The 18814-nt window shown below is 66.8% G+C and carries 18 protein-coding genes; 12 read left to right on the top strand and 6 right to left on the bottom strand.

What is annotated here, in order from left to right; genetic code table 11:
* Positions 1 to 5 precede the first annotated feature (5 nt).
* The 5 genes from pal to IT182_04290 are packed head-to-tail and all read right to left on the bottom strand — an operon-like array spanning position 6 to position 4031.
* Positions 6 to 605, bottom strand: coding sequence for a peptidoglycan-associated lipoprotein Pal (gene pal, locus IT182_04270; GenBank protein ID MCC6162548.1), 600 nt, complete (start codon positions 603 to 605; stop codon positions 6 to 8).
* A gap of 32 nt (positions 606 to 637) precedes the next feature.
* Positions 638 to 2068 (bottom strand): PD40 domain-containing protein, encoded by a 1431-nt coding sequence (locus tag IT182_04275; GenBank protein ID MCC6162549.1) that lies wholly within the window; start codon positions 2066 to 2068, stop codon positions 638 to 640.
* On the bottom strand, positions 2065 to 2871 hold the full coding sequence (locus tag IT182_04280; protein MCC6162550.1) for a TonB family protein: 807 nt from the start codon (positions 2869 to 2871) through the stop codon (positions 2065 to 2067). The genes IT182_04275 and IT182_04280 overlap by 4 nt, the downstream gene beginning before the upstream one ends.
* A gap of 5 nt (positions 2872 to 2876) precedes the next feature.
* On the bottom strand, positions 2877 to 3338 hold the full coding sequence (locus IT182_04285) for a biopolymer transporter ExbD (GenBank protein MCC6162551.1): 462 nt from the start codon (positions 3336 to 3338) through the stop codon (positions 2877 to 2879).
* 21 nt (positions 3339 to 3359) lie between these two features.
* Positions 3360 to 4031 carry a MotA/TolQ/ExbB proton channel family protein gene (locus IT182_04290; GenBank protein MCC6162552.1) on the bottom strand — a complete coding sequence of 224 codons (672 nt, stop codon included), beginning with the start codon at positions 4029 to 4031 and terminating at the stop codon, positions 3360 to 3362.
* Positions 4032 to 4273: 242 nt separating this feature from the next.
* On the opposite strand from IT182_04290, the gene recN reads away from it, so the two are divergent.
* The 6 genes from recN to IT182_04320 all read left to right on the top strand — a co-directional run bounded on the left by recN (position 4274) and on the right by IT182_04320 (position 12210).
* Positions 4274 to 6067 carry a DNA repair protein RecN gene (gene recN, locus IT182_04295; protein ID MCC6162553.1) on the top strand — a complete coding sequence of 598 codons (1794 nt, stop codon included), beginning with the start codon at positions 4274 to 4276 and terminating at the stop codon, positions 6065 to 6067.
* Between the two features lie 16 nt (positions 6068 to 6083).
* Positions 6084 to 7382: a tRNA (N6-isopentenyl adenosine(37)-C2)-methylthiotransferase MiaB gene (gene miaB, locus IT182_04300; protein MCC6162554.1), complete on the top strand. Its 1299-nt coding sequence runs from the start codon at positions 6084 to 6086 to the stop codon at positions 7380 to 7382.
* A complete protein-coding gene (locus tag IT182_04305) occupies positions 7382 to 7864 on the top strand; it encodes a bifunctional nuclease family protein (protein ID MCC6162555.1) in 483 nt (160 codons plus the stop codon). Before miaB ends, IT182_04305 begins: the two co-directional genes overlap by 1 nt.
* 46 nt (positions 7865 to 7910) lie before the next feature.
* Positions 7911 to 8669 carry a ParA family protein gene (locus tag IT182_04310; GenBank protein ID MCC6162556.1) on the top strand — a complete coding sequence of 253 codons (759 nt, stop codon included), beginning with the start codon at positions 7911 to 7913 and terminating at the stop codon, positions 8667 to 8669.
* A gap of 25 nt (positions 8670 to 8694) precedes the next feature.
* Positions 8695 to 9531 (top strand): ParB/RepB/Spo0J family partition protein, encoded by an 837-nt coding sequence (locus IT182_04315; GenBank protein ID MCC6162557.1) that lies wholly within the window; start codon positions 8695 to 8697, stop codon positions 9529 to 9531.
* A 282-nt stretch (positions 9532 to 9813) separates the two neighbouring features.
* Entirely contained in the window at positions 9814 to 12210 is a 2397-nt protein-coding gene (locus IT182_04320) for an LptF/LptG family permease (protein ID MCC6162558.1), read from the top strand.
* 25 nt (positions 12211 to 12235) lie between these two features.
* Here IT182_04320 and xerD read toward each other — a convergent pair whose 3' ends face one another.
* Complete coding sequence (gene xerD / locus IT182_04325) at positions 12236 to 13111, bottom strand: site-specific tyrosine recombinase XerD (GenBank protein MCC6162559.1); 876 nt, start codon at positions 13109 to 13111, stop codon at positions 12236 to 12238.
* 113 nt (positions 13112 to 13224) lie between these two features.
* On the opposite strand from xerD, the gene IT182_04330 reads away from it, so the two are divergent.
* The 6 genes from IT182_04330 to IT182_04355 all read left to right on the top strand — a co-directional run bounded on the left by IT182_04330 (position 13225) and on the right by IT182_04355 (position 18739).
* Positions 13225 to 13905, top strand: a complete 681-nt coding sequence (locus IT182_04330; GenBank protein ID MCC6162560.1) for an ABC transporter ATP-binding protein — start codon at positions 13225 to 13227, stop codon at positions 13903 to 13905.
* A gap of 11 nt (positions 13906 to 13916) precedes the next feature.
* Entirely contained in the window at positions 13917 to 14324 is a 408-nt protein-coding gene (locus IT182_04335) for a DUF2384 domain-containing protein (GenBank protein MCC6162561.1), read from the top strand.
* A 23-nt stretch (positions 14325 to 14347) separates the two neighbouring features.
* Positions 14348 to 15040 (top strand): RES family NAD+ phosphorylase, encoded by a 693-nt coding sequence (locus tag IT182_04340; GenBank protein ID MCC6162562.1) that lies wholly within the window; start codon positions 14348 to 14350, stop codon positions 15038 to 15040.
* 312 nt (positions 15041 to 15352) lie between these two features.
* Entirely contained in the window at positions 15353 to 16549 is a 1197-nt protein-coding gene (locus IT182_04345) for an HlyD family efflux transporter periplasmic adaptor subunit (protein ID MCC6162563.1), read from the top strand.
* A gap of 26 nt (positions 16550 to 16575) precedes the next feature.
* Positions 16576 to 17295, top strand: a complete 720-nt coding sequence (locus tag IT182_04350; GenBank protein ID MCC6162564.1) for an ABC transporter ATP-binding protein — start codon at positions 16576 to 16578, stop codon at positions 17293 to 17295.
* Between the two features lie 31 nt (positions 17296 to 17326).
* Entirely contained in the window at positions 17327 to 18739 is a 1413-nt protein-coding gene (locus IT182_04355) for a sigma-54-dependent Fis family transcriptional regulator (GenBank protein ID MCC6162565.1), read from the top strand.
* Positions 18740 to 18814 lie beyond the last annotated feature (75 nt).

Here is an 18814-nt window from a genome sequence, read left to right on the forward strand (position 1 = left end):
CGTCCTTACTTGCTGGTGACCACGAAGTGCGCGCGACGGTTCTTCGCCCACGCCTCTTCGTTCGAACCTGGATCGAACGGGAACTCCTTGCCGTATGACACCGTCTTGAGGCGGTTGGCCGGGATCCCGAGAGAAATCAGATACGCACGGGCCGTCTGCGCACGGCGTTCGCCGAGAGCCAGATTGTACTCGGCCGTGCCGCGCTCGTCGCAATGCCCTTCGATCGTGACGACCCAGCTCGGATACTGCTTGAGGATGTCGGCATTCTTCTGGAGCGTGGCCTGTGTCTCGCCAGCCATGTCGGCGCTGTCGAGCAGGAAGAACACCGGCTGCAGCGGGCTCTCGCGGTTCAATTCGTCGAGCGACCGCGCGTTGTAGTCCACCGATGTGCCCGAGATCCCAGGCTCGAACGGCACCGACGCAACGGGCGGTTCGGGCTCGGCAATGGGCTCCGGCGGCGGAGGCGGGACGTTGCCCGTCTGCACGCCTGTCGACGGCGGCGGGGGAGTCGGCCGGGCGACGGGAGGCTTCTTGCGGCTGCACGCGGACGCGGTGGCAACGACCACCAGGATCAGGGCAACGAGTCGGACGAGGCGAGCGGACATGCGAGACGTCTCCTTCGAGCGCGGAACCTGGTTCAGCGCGACCAGCTGGGCTGCACGTTGTTGCCCGACCGGGTAACCGGACGCAGGTCCCTGCCGTCGCGGGCGATGGTGAAAATCTGGGACCGCCCCGCGCGCGTGGATGCAAACGCGAGGTGACGGCCGTTCGGAGCCCAGGAGGGACTCTCGTTGCTGCCCGTACCATCGGTGATGGTGCGGATCTGCCCCTGTTCGAGGTTGAAGATCTTGATGTCGAAACCCGGCCCCGTCTGGCCGGCGTACGCGATCTCGTTGTAGGGCGCCGGCGACCACGTCGCACGGTCGGCCCACGTCTCGCTCGTGATGCGTCGCGGCTGCCCCATCCCGTCTGCGTCGACGATGTAGATCTGCGGCCGGCCCGACCTGTCTGACGTGAAGGCGATCTGGTTGCCCGCCGGCGACCACGTCGGCGTCGAATCGTTCCCCTGATGGCGCGTCACGCGCCGCAGGTTCGACCCGTCGCGATTGACCGTGTAGATCTCCATGTTGCCGTCGCGATTGGTCATGAACGCGATGCGATTCCCGTCGGGCGAGAACGCCGGCAGGAAGTTGTGGATGGTCTCGGTGCCGCCCGCCGGCTGGTCCATCTTGCCCTGATAGATGTACGACACGTAGACGTCGGGGTACCCGCGGCGATAGGACGTGTAGGCAATCGCACGGCCGTCGAGCGACCAACTCGGATTGATCGCGAGCGAGCGGTTGACCGTCACGCGGCGCTGGTTCTCGCCGTCGTAGTCGGAGATGTAGATCTCCTTGATGTTGCGCTGGTCGATGGGACCGCGCGTCTTCTCGCCGTCGCGATCGCTGGCGAAAGCCAGCTTCGTACGCGCCACGCCCGCCAGCTTGCGCGTGTCCATGTGCAGTTCATCCGCGATCGTGTGGGCGAACGATCGTGGATTGCTGGCAGACGCGGTGTACTCCTTGGCCCACGCGCTTCGCTGCATGGCCACGTCGAACATGCGCACCTGCACCGTCAGGCTCGAGGCGTTCTGCCGGACCGCGCCGATCACGACAAAGTCGACGCCCAGTTCCTTCCACTGCCCGAAGTTCACCGTCTCGAAGGAGGTTGCCGGCGTGATAGCCGAGTAGCTCGCGCGCGGGATGAGGTCATACTCACGCTCGAACCGCAGATCGTCCCAGAGCACCTGGCCGATCAGATCCGCAGGCGCCTTGAGATCGGCGGAGCCCGCGATGAAGTTCGGCACGGCGAGCTTCGGCGCGGCACCGCCGCCAACCACGAACCCCGTGCTGATCTCGGTGGGCTGCTGCGTCGGCGGCGTGGCAGGCTGCTGCGACGCCGGAGGAGCGGTCGGGGGCGGCTGCTGCGACGCCGGCACCTGGCGGCCCTGCGGTGCGGCAACCATCAGCGCGGTGGAAGCGAGGGCCCCGAGGCCCGCCATCACGAGAGTGCGTGGGGCTCGAATCATGGGATGAAGTTGAACTCCAGGTTCACCGTAAGCGTGGGGTTGGTGTACTCGGCCGGGAGCGAGGGCAGTTTGGTCAGCATCAACGCACGCGTGGCCGCCTGATCGAGCAGGAAATTCCCGCTCGTCCGCGCCACCGACACGTTGCTCAGCGTGCCCTGACGATCGATGACGAAGCGCATGACGGTACTGCCGCGCGTCCCCTGGTTCTGACGGAAGTTGCGGTGAACGATCTGCAGCATCTCTGCGACGTACGCGGGACAGCAGAAGTTGCCGAGGTTGATCTGGCCGCCCGAGCCTCCACCGCCGGTGGACAACCCGATGCTGTCGCTCACGACGCCGGTGTCGGCCTTCGCCTGACCTTCGCTCACTCGCGCGCCTGTACTCGGCGTGCGTGCGCGTGCCTGGTCGGTGGTGGCGGGAGGCACCACTGCCGGAGGACGCGCGGGCGTCGGACGAGGCGCCGCCTTGGTGGGCTCGACCATCTCGGGTGGCTTGGCGGCCGGCGGCGTGACGGGCGACGGCTTCTCGTCGGGCTTCGGTTCGACGGCCTGCTGCACCGGACGACCGGACATCGACGTCAGTCCACCCGCGCGCGGTCCCGGCGCGCCGCCGAGGCTGATCGTCATCACCTCGCGCTCGTCGACGTCGCGGGTGCGCCACGACGAGGGCGTCAGCACGACGGCGAGGATCAGGAGTCCGTGCGCGACGAGCGACAACGCGATCATGCGGCCGAAGCCGTCGGTTGTCGGCCGATCGGCGAAGGCGCCATCAGCGAGGGCGTACGTCGGGGCAGGGGAGGCCACGTCCGCTACCGCTCCCCCGGGAGGCGCGACACGAGGCCCACCTTCTCGACGCCAGCCGATTTCAGCGCGTCCATGACCGTCATCGTCTCCTGGACGGTGACGGCACCGTCAGCGCGCAGATAGACGCTCTTGTCACTCTTGCCCTGCAGTGTCTGCCGCATCCGTTCGCCGAGCACGTCGACGCGGATGAACTCCTCGTCGAGCTGCACGCGCCGGTCCTTGCCAAACGACAGGGGAATCGTGACGAACACGCGCTCGTTGCTGAGGGTTTGCGATCGCTGCGCGACGGGCAGGTTGACGTCGAGACCGCGCGTCATCATCGGCGCCGCCACCATGAAGATGATGAGCAGCACCAGCATCACGTCGACGAGCGGGACGACGTTGATCTCGGCCAGCGCCGTCGCCGCCACCATCCGTCCTCGTCGTCCGCGTCCCCCGCCACCGCCTGTTGCCTGTACCTTGGGCATGGTCGTGTCCGGGAACGTGGCCTAGGTGAAGTTGCGCTCGGAGATGTTGAGGAACTCCAGCGAGAAGTCCTCCATCGCCGAAGCGAACCCGCGCACCTTGGCCGTGAAATGGTTGTAGAAGTACACGGCGGGAATGGCTGCGAACAGGCCGGCGGCCGTCGCGATGAGCGCCGAGGCGATGCCGGGAGCCACCACGCCAAGGCTCGACGAGCCCACGGCACCAATCGCCTGGAACGCCGTCATGATGCCCCAGACCGTCCCGAACAGGCCGATGTACGGCGTGATGCTCGCCGTGGTCGCCAGGAATCCCACACGCGCCTCGAGCTTGGCCAGCTCGGAGCCGCTGGCGCGCAGGAGTGCGCGGTCCACGGCCTCGAGACTCTTGAGCGTTGGACGTGCGCCCCCAGCTGCCGGCTTGTCACCGGTCGCGCCACGCAGCTGCGTGTTCAGCTCGCCGTAGCCCGCCTGGAACAGACCGACGAGCGGACTGTCGCCGAGGGAGCGGCACACGGCCTGCACCTCGGAGAACTTGCTGCTGCGCCGGAACACGTCGAGGAATTGCCGCGTCTGCGCCTCGGCCTTCCGGAACGCCAGCGTCTTGTACGCGACGATGCCCCACGAAAGAACGGAGAAGAGGACGAGAAGGGCGAGGACGAGCTGCTCGAAGAGCCCTGTCCGTGTGACGAGTGAGATGACGTCAGTCGCCGTCTCCGCGGTCTCCGCCGCGGGTCCGGCAAGCTCTTGCAGGGCAAGAGCGCACACCCAGAGCGTCTGCAAACAGGCCTCCGCTATGCATGATCAGTGCGCCGCTGGGAAGGCGCGAACATGGAAGCGTACCACGCACACGAAAATTCGGTCAACTCCATGATATCGTGGCAGTTCTGGTCATTCGACGCGGCTGTCGGCTCGACCGGCACGCCCGCGGCACCCCGCTCATGATCCGCTACCTCAGCATCCGCCAACTCGCGGTGATCGACGCGCTCGACCTCTCGCTTGACGAGGGTCTCACCGTCCTCACCGGCGAGACAGGAGCCGGCAAGTCGGTGCTCGTCGAGGGAATCGGCCTGCTGCTCGGCGGGCGCGCGTCTGCCGACATGGTCCGGACCGGCGCCGCCACCGCCACCGTTCAGGCGATCGTCGCCACGCCCGACGGCCGGGAGGTCATCGTCAGGCGGGAAGTGTCTGCCGAAGGGCGGTCGCGCGCGTTCATCGACGACGTGCTTGTCACCGCGGCGACGTTACGAGATCGGATGACGGCGTGGGTGGATCTCCACGGTCAACACGAACATCAGACACTCCAACTCCCGGAGACGCACCTCGACCTCCTGGATCGCGTGGCGGGACTGGCGCCGCTCCGTGCCGAGGTGCGCGACGCGCATGTCACGTGGACGGCCGCCCGGGAGGCACTGGCGGCCACGCAGCTGGACGCCCGCGAACGCGCGGCGCGGATCGAACTCCTGTCGTTCCAGCTCGGAGAAATCGACAAGGTGTCGCCGCTTGCCGGCGAGGACGAACAACTCGCGGCCACCAGACAGGTGCTGGCCAACGCCGGGCGGCTCCAGCGTTTGGGGCAGGAGGCCTACCAGGCGCTGTACGAGGACGAACACGCCGCACTCCAGATGCTTGCGACGGTCTGGAAGCGCCTCGATGAACTGGCGCACGTCGATCCCGCTGCACAGCCGTACGCCGTGCAGCGCGACGTGGTGAAAGCGCAGCTCGACGATTTGGCCTACTTCCTGCGCGACTACGTGTCCGGCATCGAGGCATCGCCGGAGCGCCTGCAGGAGGTCGAGGATCGACTGGCGCTCCTGGAGCGGTTGAAGCGCAAGTACGGCCCGACGCTTTCGGACGTCGGCAGACATCAGACGATGCTTCGCGAGCAACTCGCCACGCTGCAGCAGCCGGAGGGGCAGGTCGCCCGCCTGGAGGCTGCCGCGGATGAGGCCGCGCGGGTGTACCGCGAAAAGGCTGGCGCGCTCTCGCTCGCCCGTCGGACGGCCGCCGCGCCCTTCGCCGAACGGCTCCGCGCCGAACTGGCCGGCCTCGCGATGCCGCACGCCGAGGTGACGTTCAGATTCGAGCCATTCGACTCCGCCGCGGGAGATCTCCTCGGCGTCGGTCAGGACCAGTGGACGGCGTTCGGGTTCGACAGCGCCGAGCTCCTGTTGTCGGCCAACCCCGGCGAGGCGCCGCGACCACTGGCGCGCGTGGCCTCGGGCGGCGAGTTGTCTCGAGTGATGCTCGCGGTGAAGGTGCTCGATACGCCGGAGCGAACCGGCCGCACCCTCATCTTCGACGAGGTGGACGCGGGAATCGGTGGGCGAGTGGCAGACACTGTCGGTGCCAGGCTGCACGCGCTGGCGGCGCACGCCCAGGTGCTGTGCGTCACGCACCTGGCGCAGGTGGCCGCGCACGCCGACGCCCACATCCACATCAGCAAGCATGTGAGTGGCGGCCGTACGACCACGACGGCCGGGCCCCTCGACGGGGAAGGCCGCGTGCAGGAGCTGGCGCGGATGATGGCGGGGGATACGTCGGCACCGATGCTCGAGGGTGCCAGATCCCTGCTGCACGCCAAGACGCCAACTTCGACGCGGGTCCGCACGACCGAGGCGAAAGGCGAAAGTGGCCGAGGCGAAAGCGAAGCCGCGGCAAAAGGCGAAAGCGAAAGTGCGGGGCGCGACGAGCGTCACAAGGGCAAGGGACGTGGCTCGAAAGTATCTGGTTGAAGCGTACGGCTGTCAGATGAACATGCACGACGGCGAACGGCTCGCCGGCCTGCTCGAATCCGCCGGATTCGAAGCGACCGCCGACCCGGCCGACGCCGACGTCATCGTCATCAACACTTGCAGCGTCCGCGAACGTGCGGAGGAGAAGCTGTTCACGCGCCTGGGCGAATTCCGTGAAGCCGCACAGGCCGTGGGCAATCAGCCCGTGATCGCCGTCACGGGATGCGTCGCGCAGCAGGAAGGTGCGGCACTCCTGAAACGCTCGAAGTTGATCGACGTCGTCGTTGGCACGCAGCGTGTGAAGCAGCTGCCGATGCTCGTCACGCGCGCGCTGGACGAGACGGATGTCGGCCCGCACGTCGATATCAATCCCCACGAAGACGTGTCGTTTCCGCTTGGCATCGCGCGTCGCACCGATGCGATCAAGGCCTACGTGAACATCATCGAAGGCTGCAACGAGTTCTGCGCATTCTGTGTCGTGCCGTACACGCGCGGCCACGAACGCATGCGACCGTCGGCCGAGATCCTGGCCGAAGTCAGGGAAGCCGCCGCTCGCGGGCACAGGGAAGTACAGCTCCTCGGGCAGATCGTGAACCACTACCAGGCTCCAGACGATGCCACGTGCGATTTCGCGGGTTTGCTGGAGCGCGTGCACGAGGTACCCGGCATCGAGCGGATCCGTTTCGCGAGCCCTCATCCGCGCCACGTGACGCCTCGTCTGCTCGAGGCATACCGCACGCTGCCGAAGGTTTGCCGGCACCTGCACCTGCCAGTCCAATCGGGCTCCACGCGCATTCTGGCTGCGATGCGACGGCGGTATTCCCGCGAGCGCTACCTCGAAATCATCCAGGAGGCCCGCGAAGTCGTCCCAGACATCCAGTTGTCGACAGACATGATCGTCGGCTTCCCGGGCGAGACGACCGCCGACTTCGAGGATACGCTCACGCTGACGGCCACAGCGCAGTACCACAGCATGTTCAGCTTCAAGTACTCGCCGCGCCCGCGTACGCTGGCCATCAAGCGCATGCCAGACGATGTGCCGGAGGTCGAGAAGACGCGCCGCATCGTCCAATTGCAGGCGCTGCAGCGGGAGATCCAGGGCGCGCTGCACAGGCGGGCCGTCGGCAGCGTGCAGCAGGTGCTCGTCGACGCCACGAGCCGGCGCCGCGATCACGAACTGTCTGGCCGCACCGGTGGCAACACGGTCGTCAATTTCCCTGGTGATCCCGCGTGGCTCGGCAGATTCGCGCAGGTCAGGATCACCGACGCCGGCCCGAACAGCGTCCGCGGCGAGATCGTCGCGGTGGAGGACTGATGCCCATCCCGATGCTGATCAAGGGGCTCATGATGGACCCCGTCACCAACATGCCGATCGTCGTCTTGCGCGATCACGCGGGGGAGCGCACACTCCCCATCTGGATCGGCATGTTCGAGGCACACGCCGTGGCGCTGCAACTGGAGAACAGCCACTCGGCGCGACCGATGACGCACGATCTCCTGCGCCACATCATCGAAGCCCTGGGGGGCGCGGTATCGGAAATCCACATCACGGACGTCAAGGAAGGGACATTCTTCGCGCACGTCTACGTCACGCTGCACGGTGACACCGTCGCCGTCGACGCCAGACCATCAGACGCGCTCGCCCTGGCGCTCCGTTCCAGAGCCCCCGTCTACGTCGCCGAGCACGTCCTGGCCGACGCCAAGCCTCTGGCCGCACCAACGTCCCAGGAGACCGAACGCCTCCAGCACTGGCTGGAGAGCCTCGATCCCGACGACATGGGCCAGTACAAGATGTGATCGCACCGCCTTCCCGTAGAATGCCCGTGGGCACGACGAACGACCGATGATTCTGGCCATCGCCAATCAGAAGGGCGGCGTGGGGAAGACCACGACCGCGATCAACCTGGCAGCGGCACTGTCTCTGCGCGGACGGCCGACCCTGCTCGTGGACCTCGATCCGCAGGCCAACAGTACGATGTCGTTCCTCGACATGACGGCTGTGGGCGCGAGCATGTACGAGGCGATGACAGGCGAGGGCGGCGTCACGCTGCCGTCGATCATCACGCCAACAAACCAACCGCACCTCAGCCTCGCCCCGGCCCGCATCGCTCTGGCGAAGCTGGAGGCCAAGCTGGTCGGCGAGCTCGATGCCCACTTCCGCCTCAAGGAAAAGCTCGCACCACTCGAATCGCAGTTCCCCTACATCGTCATCGACTGCCCGCCGACCCTGGGGCTCCTCACCGTCAATGCACTCGTCGCGGCCACGCATCTCGTGGTCCCCATCCAGTCGTCATACTTCGCGCTGGAAGGTACGGACGACCTGCTCGAAACGGTGGGGAAGGTGCAGGTTCGCGCCAATCCGTCGCTACAGGTGCTCGGCGTGCTGATTACCATGCACGACCGTCGAACCAGCCTCGCGCGCGACATCCGTGAACAGATTCAGAAAGTGTTCGGCCAGAAGGTGTTCAAGACCGTGATCACGAAGAGCGTCAGGCTCGAGGAGAGCCCGGCGTACAAGGAAGCCATTTTCAGCTTCGCGCCGGAGTCGTCCGGCGCATCCGAGTACTACAGCGTCAGCGAGGAGGTTCTGAGCCGTGTCTAAGCGAGGGCTCCCTGAAACCGTTCGCATGCGTCACGACGCACACTACGTCGACACACTGACCGCCTCGGCCGGCGCACCGGTGGGACGGATGATTCCGATCGAGCACATCGATCCGAACCCGAACCAGCCGCGCCAGGTCATGGGCGACCTCTCGGAGCTCATCGCCTCCGTCAAGGAACAGGGGCTCATCGAGCCCATCGTTGTCCGACAGCGCGGGACACGGTTTCAGATCGTGGCGGGGGAGCGTCGCTACCAGGCGGCCGTCAGGGCAGGCATCGAGGAACTCCCTGTCGTCATCCGCGACGTCGATGACGTGGGCATTCTGGAAATCGCCCTGGTCGAGAACCTTCAGCGCAAGGATCTGACGGCATTCGAAGAGGCCGAAGCGCTCCACGCCCTCTGCCAGAAGGCGGGCTACACGCACGAGAAGCTGGCGCAGAAGCTGGGCAAGAGCCGCACGGTGATCACCGAATCGCTCTCGCTCAACCAGATGCCCGACCAGATCAAGCAGCTTTGTCGGCTGGCCGACATTTCCTCCAAGTCATTGCTGTTACAGGTAGTTAGACAAAGTGACCCAGAGAAAATGGCGGTACTCGTCGAGCAGATGTCACGCCAGGGCGGCATGACCCGACAGGAAGTGCGCGAACAGGCCAAACCGAAGGCGCCAGCCAGGGGTCGGCCGCGTGCGTACACATTCACGTACAAGGCGCCCACCAAACAGTTCGCATTCTCCCTGAGCTTCAAGAAGACCACCGTCGAGCCAGACGAGGTCATCGAAACCCTCGAACGCATCCTCGACGACCTCAAGACCAAACGCCTCGAATCCCACGCCACACCGGACGGCCCAACATCCGGGGAATAGACAGTCAATGGGCGGCCTGGCCCGGAGGGCCGACCCGACCTCTGCCACGAGGCCGACAGAGGAAGACGCCCTAAAGGATTTGGCTGTAAGTTAACATAATGTGTATTATCGGACTCTAGGCATAAAGCTAATCTTTGCGCCTGTTGAAGCCCTGTGTGGATGTTGTTGTGTGGTTCGCCCTAACGCCACCGGCCGCGACAGTTGGCGACGGCCACGACTTCTGGAATGATCGTCTGACTGAACGGGTCGCCCTCGTCGGCTGGCCTGGCCGACACGACCCGCATGCTGCGCACGCTCGATCGCTACATCATCCGTGAGACCCTCGCGCCGTTCGGGCTGACGCTGCTCATCCTGACGTTCGTGCTCCAGATCCCCACGATCATGGACGTCGCCGAAGGACTCATCGCCAAGGGCGTGACGCTGCCGACCATCGGGCAGATCCTCCTGACGCTCCTGCCCTCGTCGCTGGCCCTGACCATCCCCATCAGCCTCCTCGTGGGTCTCCTGATGGCGCTCGGACGACTGTCGGCCGACCGCGAGGCCGTGGCCATGCAGGCGTGCGGCGTCAGCCTCTACCGGATCCTGCGACCCGTGCTCCTGATGGCACTGGTCGGCACGGCCGTCACGGCCTGGATCATGGTCGACGCCATGCCGCGGGCCAATCAGGCCTTCCGGACCATCACCTTCCGGATCGTCCAGGCCAAGGCCGAGGGTGACGTCAAACCACGGGTGTTCTTCACCGAGTTCCCGAACCTCGTCCTGTACGTCCGTGACGTGCCGCCCAATACCAGGGGCTGGAAGGGCGTCTTCCTCGCAGACACCCGCAATCCGGGCGAGCCGCAGCTCCTCACGGCCGAGAGCGGCCATTTCGTCCTGGATCCCGGGCAGCGCCGCGTCGACCTCATCCTCGAAGACGGCATCCTGCACCGCTCGCAGACCGACACGCCGGCGCAGTACGAGCTGCAGCAGTTCGGGTCGCTGACCGTCCAGCTCGACCCTGAGACAGTGTTCCCACGGCAGAGCCTGGCCAAGGGCGACAACGAGCTGACCATCCCGGAGCTGCGCGCCAAGGCGGCGGAGCTGCGCGGTCAAGGGCTGTCTGCCCACAACCCGATCATGGCGATTCAGCGCAAGTACACCATTCCGGTGGCCTGCCTCGTCTTCGGGCTGATTGCGCTCGTGCTCGGCATCACGCACCGCAAGGACGGCAAGAACGCCGGGTTCGTGATCGGCATCGGCGTGGTGCTCGTGTACTACGTGCTGATGTACATGGGCGAGGCCCTCGCCAAAGGCCAGAAGGTGCCCGCCGACCTCGCCCTCTGGATCCCCAACATCGTCCTCGGCTCGGCGGGGCTGGTGCTGCTCGTGCTGAAGACGCGCGGCTACGAGTTCTCCCCGTCGATCAGGATCCCGGTACCGGCGCGCGTGGCCGCGTGGTTCTCACGCCGCAGCGCCGCAGACGCACCGGCCGGCGACACGACGCCCGACAAGGCGGCCGAGGCCTGGACGACAGCCGGGCGCGCGCGAAAGCCAGGCGCCAACCAGGTGGTGATCGTCATCAAGGTGCCGCAGGGGATTCTCCCCTCCTTCAACATCCTCGATCGCTACCTGAGCCGGATCTACCTGCGCGTCTTCGGCGTGACGTTCCTCGGGATGCTGGCGGTGTTCTACATCGCCATCTTCACCGACTACAGCGAGTACCTCTTCAAGGGCCGGACGACGGGGGGATTGCTCCTGAGCTTCTTCGCGTACTCGACGCCGCAGTACATCTACTACATCACCGCGCTGGCGGCGCTCGTCGGCACGCTGGTCACCGTGGGCCTGCTCACGAGGACGAGTGAGCTGACGGTCATGCAGGCGTGCGGCGTGTCGCTGTATCGCGCCACGGTCCCGATGCTGCTGTTCGGGTTGCTCTGGAGCGCGGTGCTCTTCGGCATGGAGCAGAGCATCCTCGCGGCGTCGAACCGGCGGGCGGAGGAACTGCGCGCGCTCATCCGCAGCGGCGTGGCACGCACGTACGGCCTGGCCAGCCGCCAGTGGATGGCGGGCAGTCATGGCCAGTTGTACCACTACGGCCGTTTCGACCCCGGTGCGCAGCGGCTCGAGGACTTCACCGTCTACACCTTCGGGTCGCGGGGCTGGAACATCGTCGGTCGCACGTACGCACGCGTGGCCACGAACATGAACGACACGACATGGCGCGCCGACCTGGGATGGCAGCGCACGTTCGGCGACAAGAATGCCGTGACGCAGTTCACGGTCTTCCCCACGCAGACCATCGCGCTCGATCCGCCGGCGTACTTCGGCGTCGAGGAACCGGAGGCCGTCCTCGCCGAGCGCCTCAAGGTGCCGCAGTTGCGCACGCACATCGCCGAACTGGAGAAGGCCGGCTACAGCACCATTCCGCTGCAGGTGGCCTTGCACAGGAAGATCGCGTTCCCGTTCATCACCGTGATCATGACGCTCATCGCCATCCCCTTCGGCGTCACCACCGGACGCAAGGGCACGATGTTCGGCATCGGCATCGGCATCGCCCTGGCCATCCTCTACTGGACCACCCAGAGCTTCTTTGCCGCCGTCGGTAGCGCCGGTGTGCTGGCTCCCCCGCTCGCCGCCTGGGCCCCGAACATTCTCTTCATCGCCATCGCCACCTATCTGGTCGCCAGCGCCCGCACGTGACCCGTCCGTCCTCCTTCTGCCCTCGTCAGCTGCGCGGATGGTGGGCGTCGTAGAGACGCTTGAGGCGGGCTTCGAGCACGTGCGTGTAGATCTGCGTCGTGGAGAGCGCGGCGTGTCCGAGCATCATCTGGATCGCACGGAGATCCGCACCGCGATCGAGCAGATGCGTGGCGAAGGAATGCCGCAGCACGTGCGGCGACACGCCGGTCGTGACGCCGGCCTTCAGGGCATACGCTTTCAACAACTTCCAGAACCCGACGCGCGTGAGCGCCGCGATTCCGCGGCCGCTCGGAAACAGCCACGGTGACGAGCGACCTTTCGTGAGGGCCGCGCGGCCGTCGGAGAGGTAGGCCTCGAGTGCCGCGATCGCCTGCTCCCCCACGGGCACGATTCGCTGCTTGTCGCCCTTGCCGATGCACGTGAGATAGCCGGCATCGAGGTTCACGTCAGACGGGCGGAGCGACACGAGCTCGGAGACGCGAAGTCCCGTGGCATACAGCACGTCGAGCAACGCCCTGTCCCGCCTGCCCCTCGGTGTCGTCAGGTCCGGTGCGGCCAGGAGCGCATCGACCTCGTCGAGCGACAGGTAGCGCGGCAATTCGCGCCAGGCGCGAGGCGGCCGCAAATCTTCCGCCGGGTTGGCCGCGATGGCGCGTCCGATCAGGAGATGCCTGTAGAACCCTCGCACACCGGCCACCATGCGGGCGACCGAGCGTGGCGAGTATCCTTCCGCCATCAAGCGCCGGACGAACGCCTCGAGGTCGTGGAGCGTCAACGCGTCAGGCGTGGTGCCCCTGCCGGCAGCGAAGCGCGCCAGGTGCAGCAGGTCGCGACTGTAGCTCTCGACAGACAGTGGCTGCAGGCGACGCACGACGCGCAGGTGATCGAGGTAGGCGTCGATACGCGCATCGGAGCGCACGGAAGCGTCGTCGGTCACGGCTCAGGGCATCATACGTAGAACCGTTTCGAAGACCTATCTGAGTTCCGCAGTTCCTGGAGCACACATTGGCACCGATGATCGAGATTCGCAACCTGTCCAAGTCGTACAAGACCCGCGCCGGTGAAACGTGGGTGCTGCGACGCATCGACCTCGACATCACGGATGGCGAGTTCGTCACGATCATGGGGCCGAGCGGGGCGGGCAAATCCACCTTGTTGTCGATCATGGGGCTCTACGACCACGCGTGGACGGGCAGCTACGTCCTGAAGGGAGAGCCGGTGCACGCCAGGTCGGCGCGGGAACGGGCGGCGCTCAACCAGCGGCACATCGGCTTCGTGTTCCAGCAGTTCCACCTGCTCGACGACCTCACCGTGGCCGAGAACCTCGACATCCCGCTCTCCTATCGCGACGTCCCGCGGTCCGAGCGCCAGGCGCTGGTAGCCGACATGCTCGACCGCTTCCACATGGTCGGCAAGAAGGATCTCTTCCCGAATCAGCTCAGCGGCGGACAGCAGCAACTCGTGGCCGTGGCCCGCGCCATCATCGCCAAGCCGTCGGTGCTGCTTGCCGACGAACCGACCGGCAACCTGCACAGCGATCAGGGCCGCGAGATCATGGAACTGTTCCGCCAACTGAACGAGGCCGGCACGACGATCGTCCAGGTCACGCACTCGGACGTCAACGCCGCCTACGGCCATCGCACGATCCGCTTGCGCGACGGCTGGATGGAGGACGAGAACGGCGCGATTCCATAGGGACAGGGACAATGGAAGCCGCCCTCGCCTATCCGACCGGCCGCTACCCGGCCGTCACCGCACCCGATCTGACGGCGCGGGATACGCGCGAGCGGTTGTCGGGGGCGGCGCTTCGAGGGTTCTTCAACATCATGGCGCGCTGGCAGGTGCGCGACGAGGATGCGCGCGTGCTGCTGGGCGGCGTCAGCAACGGCCCGTTCTACGAGATGAAGCGCCAGCCCGATCGCACGCTCGACACCGATCGGCTCACGCGCGTCTCGTATCTCGTAGGCATCTACAAGGCCCTCCACATCCTGCACGGCGAGGCGCTCGCCGACCAGTGGGTGCACCTCCCCAACACGAACCCCATCTTCGCCGGCGAGACGCCGCTGGCCTACATGCGCCGCGGCGGCCTGCCGGCCATGCAGACCATCAGATGACTCCTCGACGCGCGTCGCGCGGGATGACATCCCCGCCGGCTCGTCTCGTCCGCCAGGTCGACACGCATCGTCTCGTGCCCTCGTGTCATCGCCGGAAGGGCGACAGCGTCCTCGTGGACATCGCAGACGATGACGCGCACCTGCGGGCGCTGTTCGAGCTCGATAGCGCCACGAACGACCGCCTGCTCGCCGGCGCGCACCTGCTGCCCGGCATCGGCCTCGATGAACTGGTCGCCGGCGTGCCGAATGCCATTGTCGTGAATGCCTCGTTCTGCCACGCGCACCCGCTAGGCGCGCGATTCAGCAGTCCCGACCGCGGCGCGTGGTATGCGGGGTTCGAACTCGCCATGTCGCAGGCAGAAGTGGCCTTTCACAAGTCGGTGCAGCTGGCCGAGATCGGACGTTTCGAGGACTCGATCACGTACGACGACTACCTGGCCGACTGCAGCGGCAGCTTTCACGATCTGCGCACCACCCGCGCGTTCCAAACGTGCCTCGCGCCGGACAGTTACGAGGCGTCACAGGCGCTTGCCGAGCGTCTGCTGCACACCGGCTCGCTGGGTGTCGTGTACCCGAGTGTCAGGAAGGCCGGCGGCACCTGCCTCGCCTGCTTCCGGCCTGCAGTTGTCGGGCACGTACGGCTGGCGAACACCTACCGCTTCACGTGGCACGGCACACCGCGCCCGGAAATTCGCATCGAGAAACCGCGGCACTGAAGGCCGGGCTCGGCCTTCGACTCCGCTCAGGCCGCCGTGAGCTGGCCGAGGGGCGGAGACCCGGCTACCGTCACTCCCGGCATCCGCTGCATTCCCGGCATTTCTGAGGATGGGACGCGGCGTCCCACAAGCGGACACTGCTCTCGCGCCCTGAACCGCCACGCCAGCACACGTCAGTTCGAGATTTGTTCCGCTTTTCACCAGAGTACCGCTCGATCGCCGCGTGGCCGGCTTCTTGCCACACTGGTTGCCGTGGTAGACGTCCCACTCTCTCCAACCGAACGTCGTCGACGCCGTCTTCGGAAGCTGCGCGTGCCTGCGCTCGTCTCGATCCTGATGCTCGTGGGCGGCGTCGCCGTGATGCGGATGGCACCCGCCGCGCCATCGGTCGACGCCGGGCCGCTCTGGTTCGACAACGTCCAGCGTGGCGAACTCGTGCGCGAAGTGCGCGGCACGGGCACGCTGGTGCCGGTCGATACCGCCTGGATCGCCGCATCGACGGACGGCCGCGTTGCGCGGATCGTCCTCCGCCCGGGCGCGCAGGTCGAGCCCGACGATGTGATTCTGCAGTTGGATAATCCGCGCCTCGAGCAGGAGGTGGTGGATACGCGCCTGCAGCTCGCGGCCGCCCAAGCGCGTCTCCGCCGCGCCGACGCAGACGCGACCACGTCGCTGCTCGCGCAGGAAGCCCTCCTCGCCCAGACCGAAGCGAGCTTCGAAGAAGCGAAGGCAGACGCCGAAGCCGACGAGGTCCTGCTCAAGGATGGACTGGTCTCTGAACTCCAGCACCGTCGCTCCTCGTCAAAGACCAGGGCCCTGCAGACGCAGGTGGCCGCCGAACGCAAGCGCCTCGACGTAGGCACGCGCATGCGTCCGTCGCAGCTCGCCGAGCAGCAGGCCGAAGTGGATCGCATGCGCGCACTCCTCTCGCTCAAGCAGGCACAACTCGGACAGCTGCACGTCCGCGCGGGCATGCGAGGCGTGCTGCAGGCGGTACCGGTGGAAGTCGGCTGCCAGGTGACCGCGGGTACCAACGTCGCGCGCGTGGCCGATCCGGCGCAGCTCAAGGCGCAGGTCCGCGTGCCGGAAACACAGGCCCGCGACGTGCAGATCGGTCAGGTGGCGCGTGTCGACACGCGCAACGGCTTCGCCGAGGGACACGTCTCGCGCGTGGATCCGGCCGCCGTGTCTGGCACGGTGCTGGTGGACATCAGCTTCTCCGGCGACCTGCCGCGCGGCGTGCGCCCCGACCTCTCGGTGGACGGCATCGTCGAGATCGAACGGCTGGCCGACGTGCTGTACGTGGCGCGGCCGTCCAACGGGCAGGAAGGCGGCACGATCAGCGTCTTCCAGGTGGCGGCCGACGGCATGGCCGAGCGGCGGCAGGTGAAGCTCGGCAAGGGCTCCGTGCGCCACATCCAGATTCTCGAGGGCCTGCGCGAAGGCGATCGCGTCGTGCTCTCCGACATGTCGGCCTGGGATCAGGTCGATCGCCTGCAGATCAAGTAGGTCAGTCCCGCCCCCGTCCCGGAGAGATGTCCATGTCCCATCCCCTGATCAAGCTCGAAGGCATCCGCAAGGTGTTCGCAGGCGACGAGATCGAAACCCATGCCCTCGATGGCATCCACCTGTCGATCGACTTCGGCGAGTACGTCGCCATTGCCGGCCCGTCTGGCTGCGGCAAGTCGACGCTCCTGTCGGTACTCGGCCTCCTCGACACCCCGAGCGATGGGCACTACTGGCTGAACAACCGCCCGGTCGAGAGCCTCTCGGTGGCCGAGCGGGCGCGAACGCGCAACCGCGAGATCGGGTTCATCTTCCAGAGTTTCAACCTGATCGGCGACCTCACCGTCTACGAGAACGTCGAGCTGCCGCTCACCTACATGGGCATGTCTGGCGGCGAACGGCGCAAACGCGTCGAGCAGGCCCTCGAACGCGTCGGCATGGGACATCGCGCCCGCCACCTTCCCGGCCAGCTCTCCGGCGGTCAGCAGCAGCGTGTCGCGGTAGCCCGCGCCGTCGTGACGCAGCCGTCGATCCTGCTGGCCGACGAGCCGACGGGGAACCTCGACTCACACAACGGCGAACTCGTGATGCAACTGCTCGCCGAACTGCACCGCGACGGTGCGACGATCTGCATGGTCACGCACGACCCGCGCTACGTCGCGCACGCCACCCGCGCGATCCACCTCTTCGACGGCCGCATCGTCTCCGAGGATCACGCGGGCGAAGCCGCCGCCCTCGCGCCCGTGTAGGAGATCGGAGTCCGGCGTAGACTCCTCGGTGATGTCCTCTGGCTCCCCTGTCGCCGCCGGTCATCCCTCGCCGTCCGTGGAGGCGGTGCCGGTCCCTCACGTCCTGGTCGCCGACGATCAGGCCGACGTCATCGAGGCCGTGCGCCTGCTGCTCAAGCTGGAAGGGTACGACGTGGATGGCGTGCGCTCACCCGCCGCCATCCTCGCCGCGGTCGACAAGGGCGGACACGACGTCGCACTCATCGACCTGAACTACGCGCGAGACACGACGTCGGGCGCCGAGGGGCTCGACCTGCTCTCGCAGATCCGCCGCCTCGACGCCACGTTGCCCGTCGTCGTGATGACGGCGTGGAGCACCGTCGAACTCGCCGTCGAGGCCATGCGTCGCGGTGCGAGCGACTTCATCCAGAAGCCCTGGGAGAACTCGCGGCTGCTCGCCGTACTCCGCACGCAGATCGAACTCGGACGCGCGCTCAGGCGGACGCGTCAGCTCGAGGCCGAGAACGCCCTCCTGCGTCCGCCCACGACGCCAGCGTTCATCGCCCGCGCGCCGGCCATGCAGCCGGTCCTCCAGGTGCTGTCGCGCGTGGGGCCTTCAGACGCGAACGTGCTCATCACCGGCGAGAACGGCACCGGTAAGACGTTGCTTGCGCAAGCTCTGCACGAAGCGTCGCCGCGGGCGCAGGCCCCGTTCGTCACCGTGAACACGGGTGGCCTGTCGGAAACGCTCGTCGACAGCGAGTTGTTCGGCCACGAGCGCGGCGCCTTCACCGACGCGCGCACGGAGCGGATCGGGCGCTTCGAGATCGCGGGTGGCGGCACGCTCTTCCTCGACGAGATCGCCAACATGCCGGCGGCCGTGCAGCCGCGCCTGCTCCGCGTGCTGGAGACGAGCGAGTTCGAGCGACTCGGGTCGTCGCGGACGCGCCGCACGAACGTACGCGTCATCAGCGCGACACACGCCGACCTGCACGCAGAGGTCCAGGCCGGGCGCTTCAGACAGGACCTCCTCTTCCGACTCAACACCGTGGAGGTGCACATGCCGGCGCTGCGGGATCGGCGCGAGGACATCCCGGAACTGGCGGCCGTGTTCCTGTTCCGTCACGCACGGCGCTACAGGAAGGCGCTCGACGGCTTCGATTCGTCGGCACTGCAGGCCCTGCTCGCGCACGGCTGGCCTGGCAACATCCGCGAACTGGATCACGCGGTGGAGCGCGCGGTGCTCATGGTCGATGGCTCGCGGATCACGGCCGACGCACTCGCGCTGCGCACCACACGCGGCGCCGCGGCGTCGCGCCTCGAGGACATGAGTCTCGAGGACGTCGAGGCCTTCCTCATCCGCAAGGCGCTCGATCGGTGCGACCGCAACGTGTCGGCGGCCGCACACGCCCTCGGCCTCAGTCGCAGCGCGCTGTACCGCCGACTCCAGCGGTACGGCCTGTAGGCGTCAGATGCGTCACGACGTGCGGCTGGTTGCCTGGGCCGTCTGCCTCGTGCTGCCGGTGGCAGTCGTCGCGGC

It is taken from the genome of Acidobacteriota bacterium (genome assembly GCA_020845575.1).
In the GTDB taxonomy this organism is placed as follows: Bacteria; Acidobacteriota; Vicinamibacteria; order Vicinamibacterales; family Vicinamibacteraceae; genus Luteitalea.

Excerpts from the sequence above, each read along its gene's own strand:
- pal (MCC6162548.1), bottom strand. The coding sequence starts at position 605 with ATGTCCGCTCGCCTCGTCCGACTCGTTGCCCTGATCCTGGTGGTCGTT.
- IT182_04275 (MCC6162549.1), bottom strand. The coding sequence starts at position 2,068 with ATGATTCGAGCCCCACGCACTCTCGTGATGGCGGGCCTCGGGGCCCTC.
- IT182_04285 (MCC6162551.1), bottom strand. The coding sequence starts at position 3,338 with ATGCCCAAGGTACAGGCAACAGGCGGTGGCGGGGGACGCGGACGACGA.
- recN (MCC6162553.1), top strand. The coding sequence starts at position 4,274 with ATGATCCGCTACCTCAGCATCCGCCAACTCGCGGTGATCGACGCGCTC.
- miaB (MCC6162554.1), top strand. The coding sequence starts at position 6,084 with ATGAACATGCACGACGGCGAACGGCTCGCCGGCCTGCTCGAATCCGCC.
- IT182_04305 (MCC6162555.1), top strand. The coding sequence starts at position 7,382 with ATGCCCATCCCGATGCTGATCAAGGGGCTCATGATGGACCCCGTCACC.
- IT182_04310 (MCC6162556.1), top strand. The coding sequence starts at position 7,911 with ATGATTCTGGCCATCGCCAATCAGAAGGGCGGCGTGGGGAAGACCACG.
- IT182_04315 (MCC6162557.1), top strand. The coding sequence starts at position 8,695 with ATGCGTCACGACGCACACTACGTCGACACACTGACCGCCTCGGCCGGC.
- IT182_04320 (MCC6162558.1), top strand. The coding sequence starts at position 9,814 with ATGCTGCGCACGCTCGATCGCTACATCATCCGTGAGACCCTCGCGCCG.
- IT182_04330 (MCC6162560.1), top strand. The coding sequence starts at position 13,225 with ATGATCGAGATTCGCAACCTGTCCAAGTCGTACAAGACCCGCGCCGGT.
- IT182_04335 (MCC6162561.1), top strand. The coding sequence starts at position 13,917 with ATGGAAGCCGCCCTCGCCTATCCGACCGGCCGCTACCCGGCCGTCACC.
- IT182_04340 (MCC6162562.1), top strand. The coding sequence starts at position 14,348 with ATGACATCCCCGCCGGCTCGTCTCGTCCGCCAGGTCGACACGCATCGT.
- IT182_04350 (MCC6162564.1), top strand. The coding sequence starts at position 16,576 with ATGTCCATGTCCCATCCCCTGATCAAGCTCGAAGGCATCCGCAAGGTG.
- IT182_04355 (MCC6162565.1), top strand. The coding sequence starts at position 17,327 with ATGTCCTCTGGCTCCCCTGTCGCCGCCGGTCATCCCTCGCCGTCCGTG.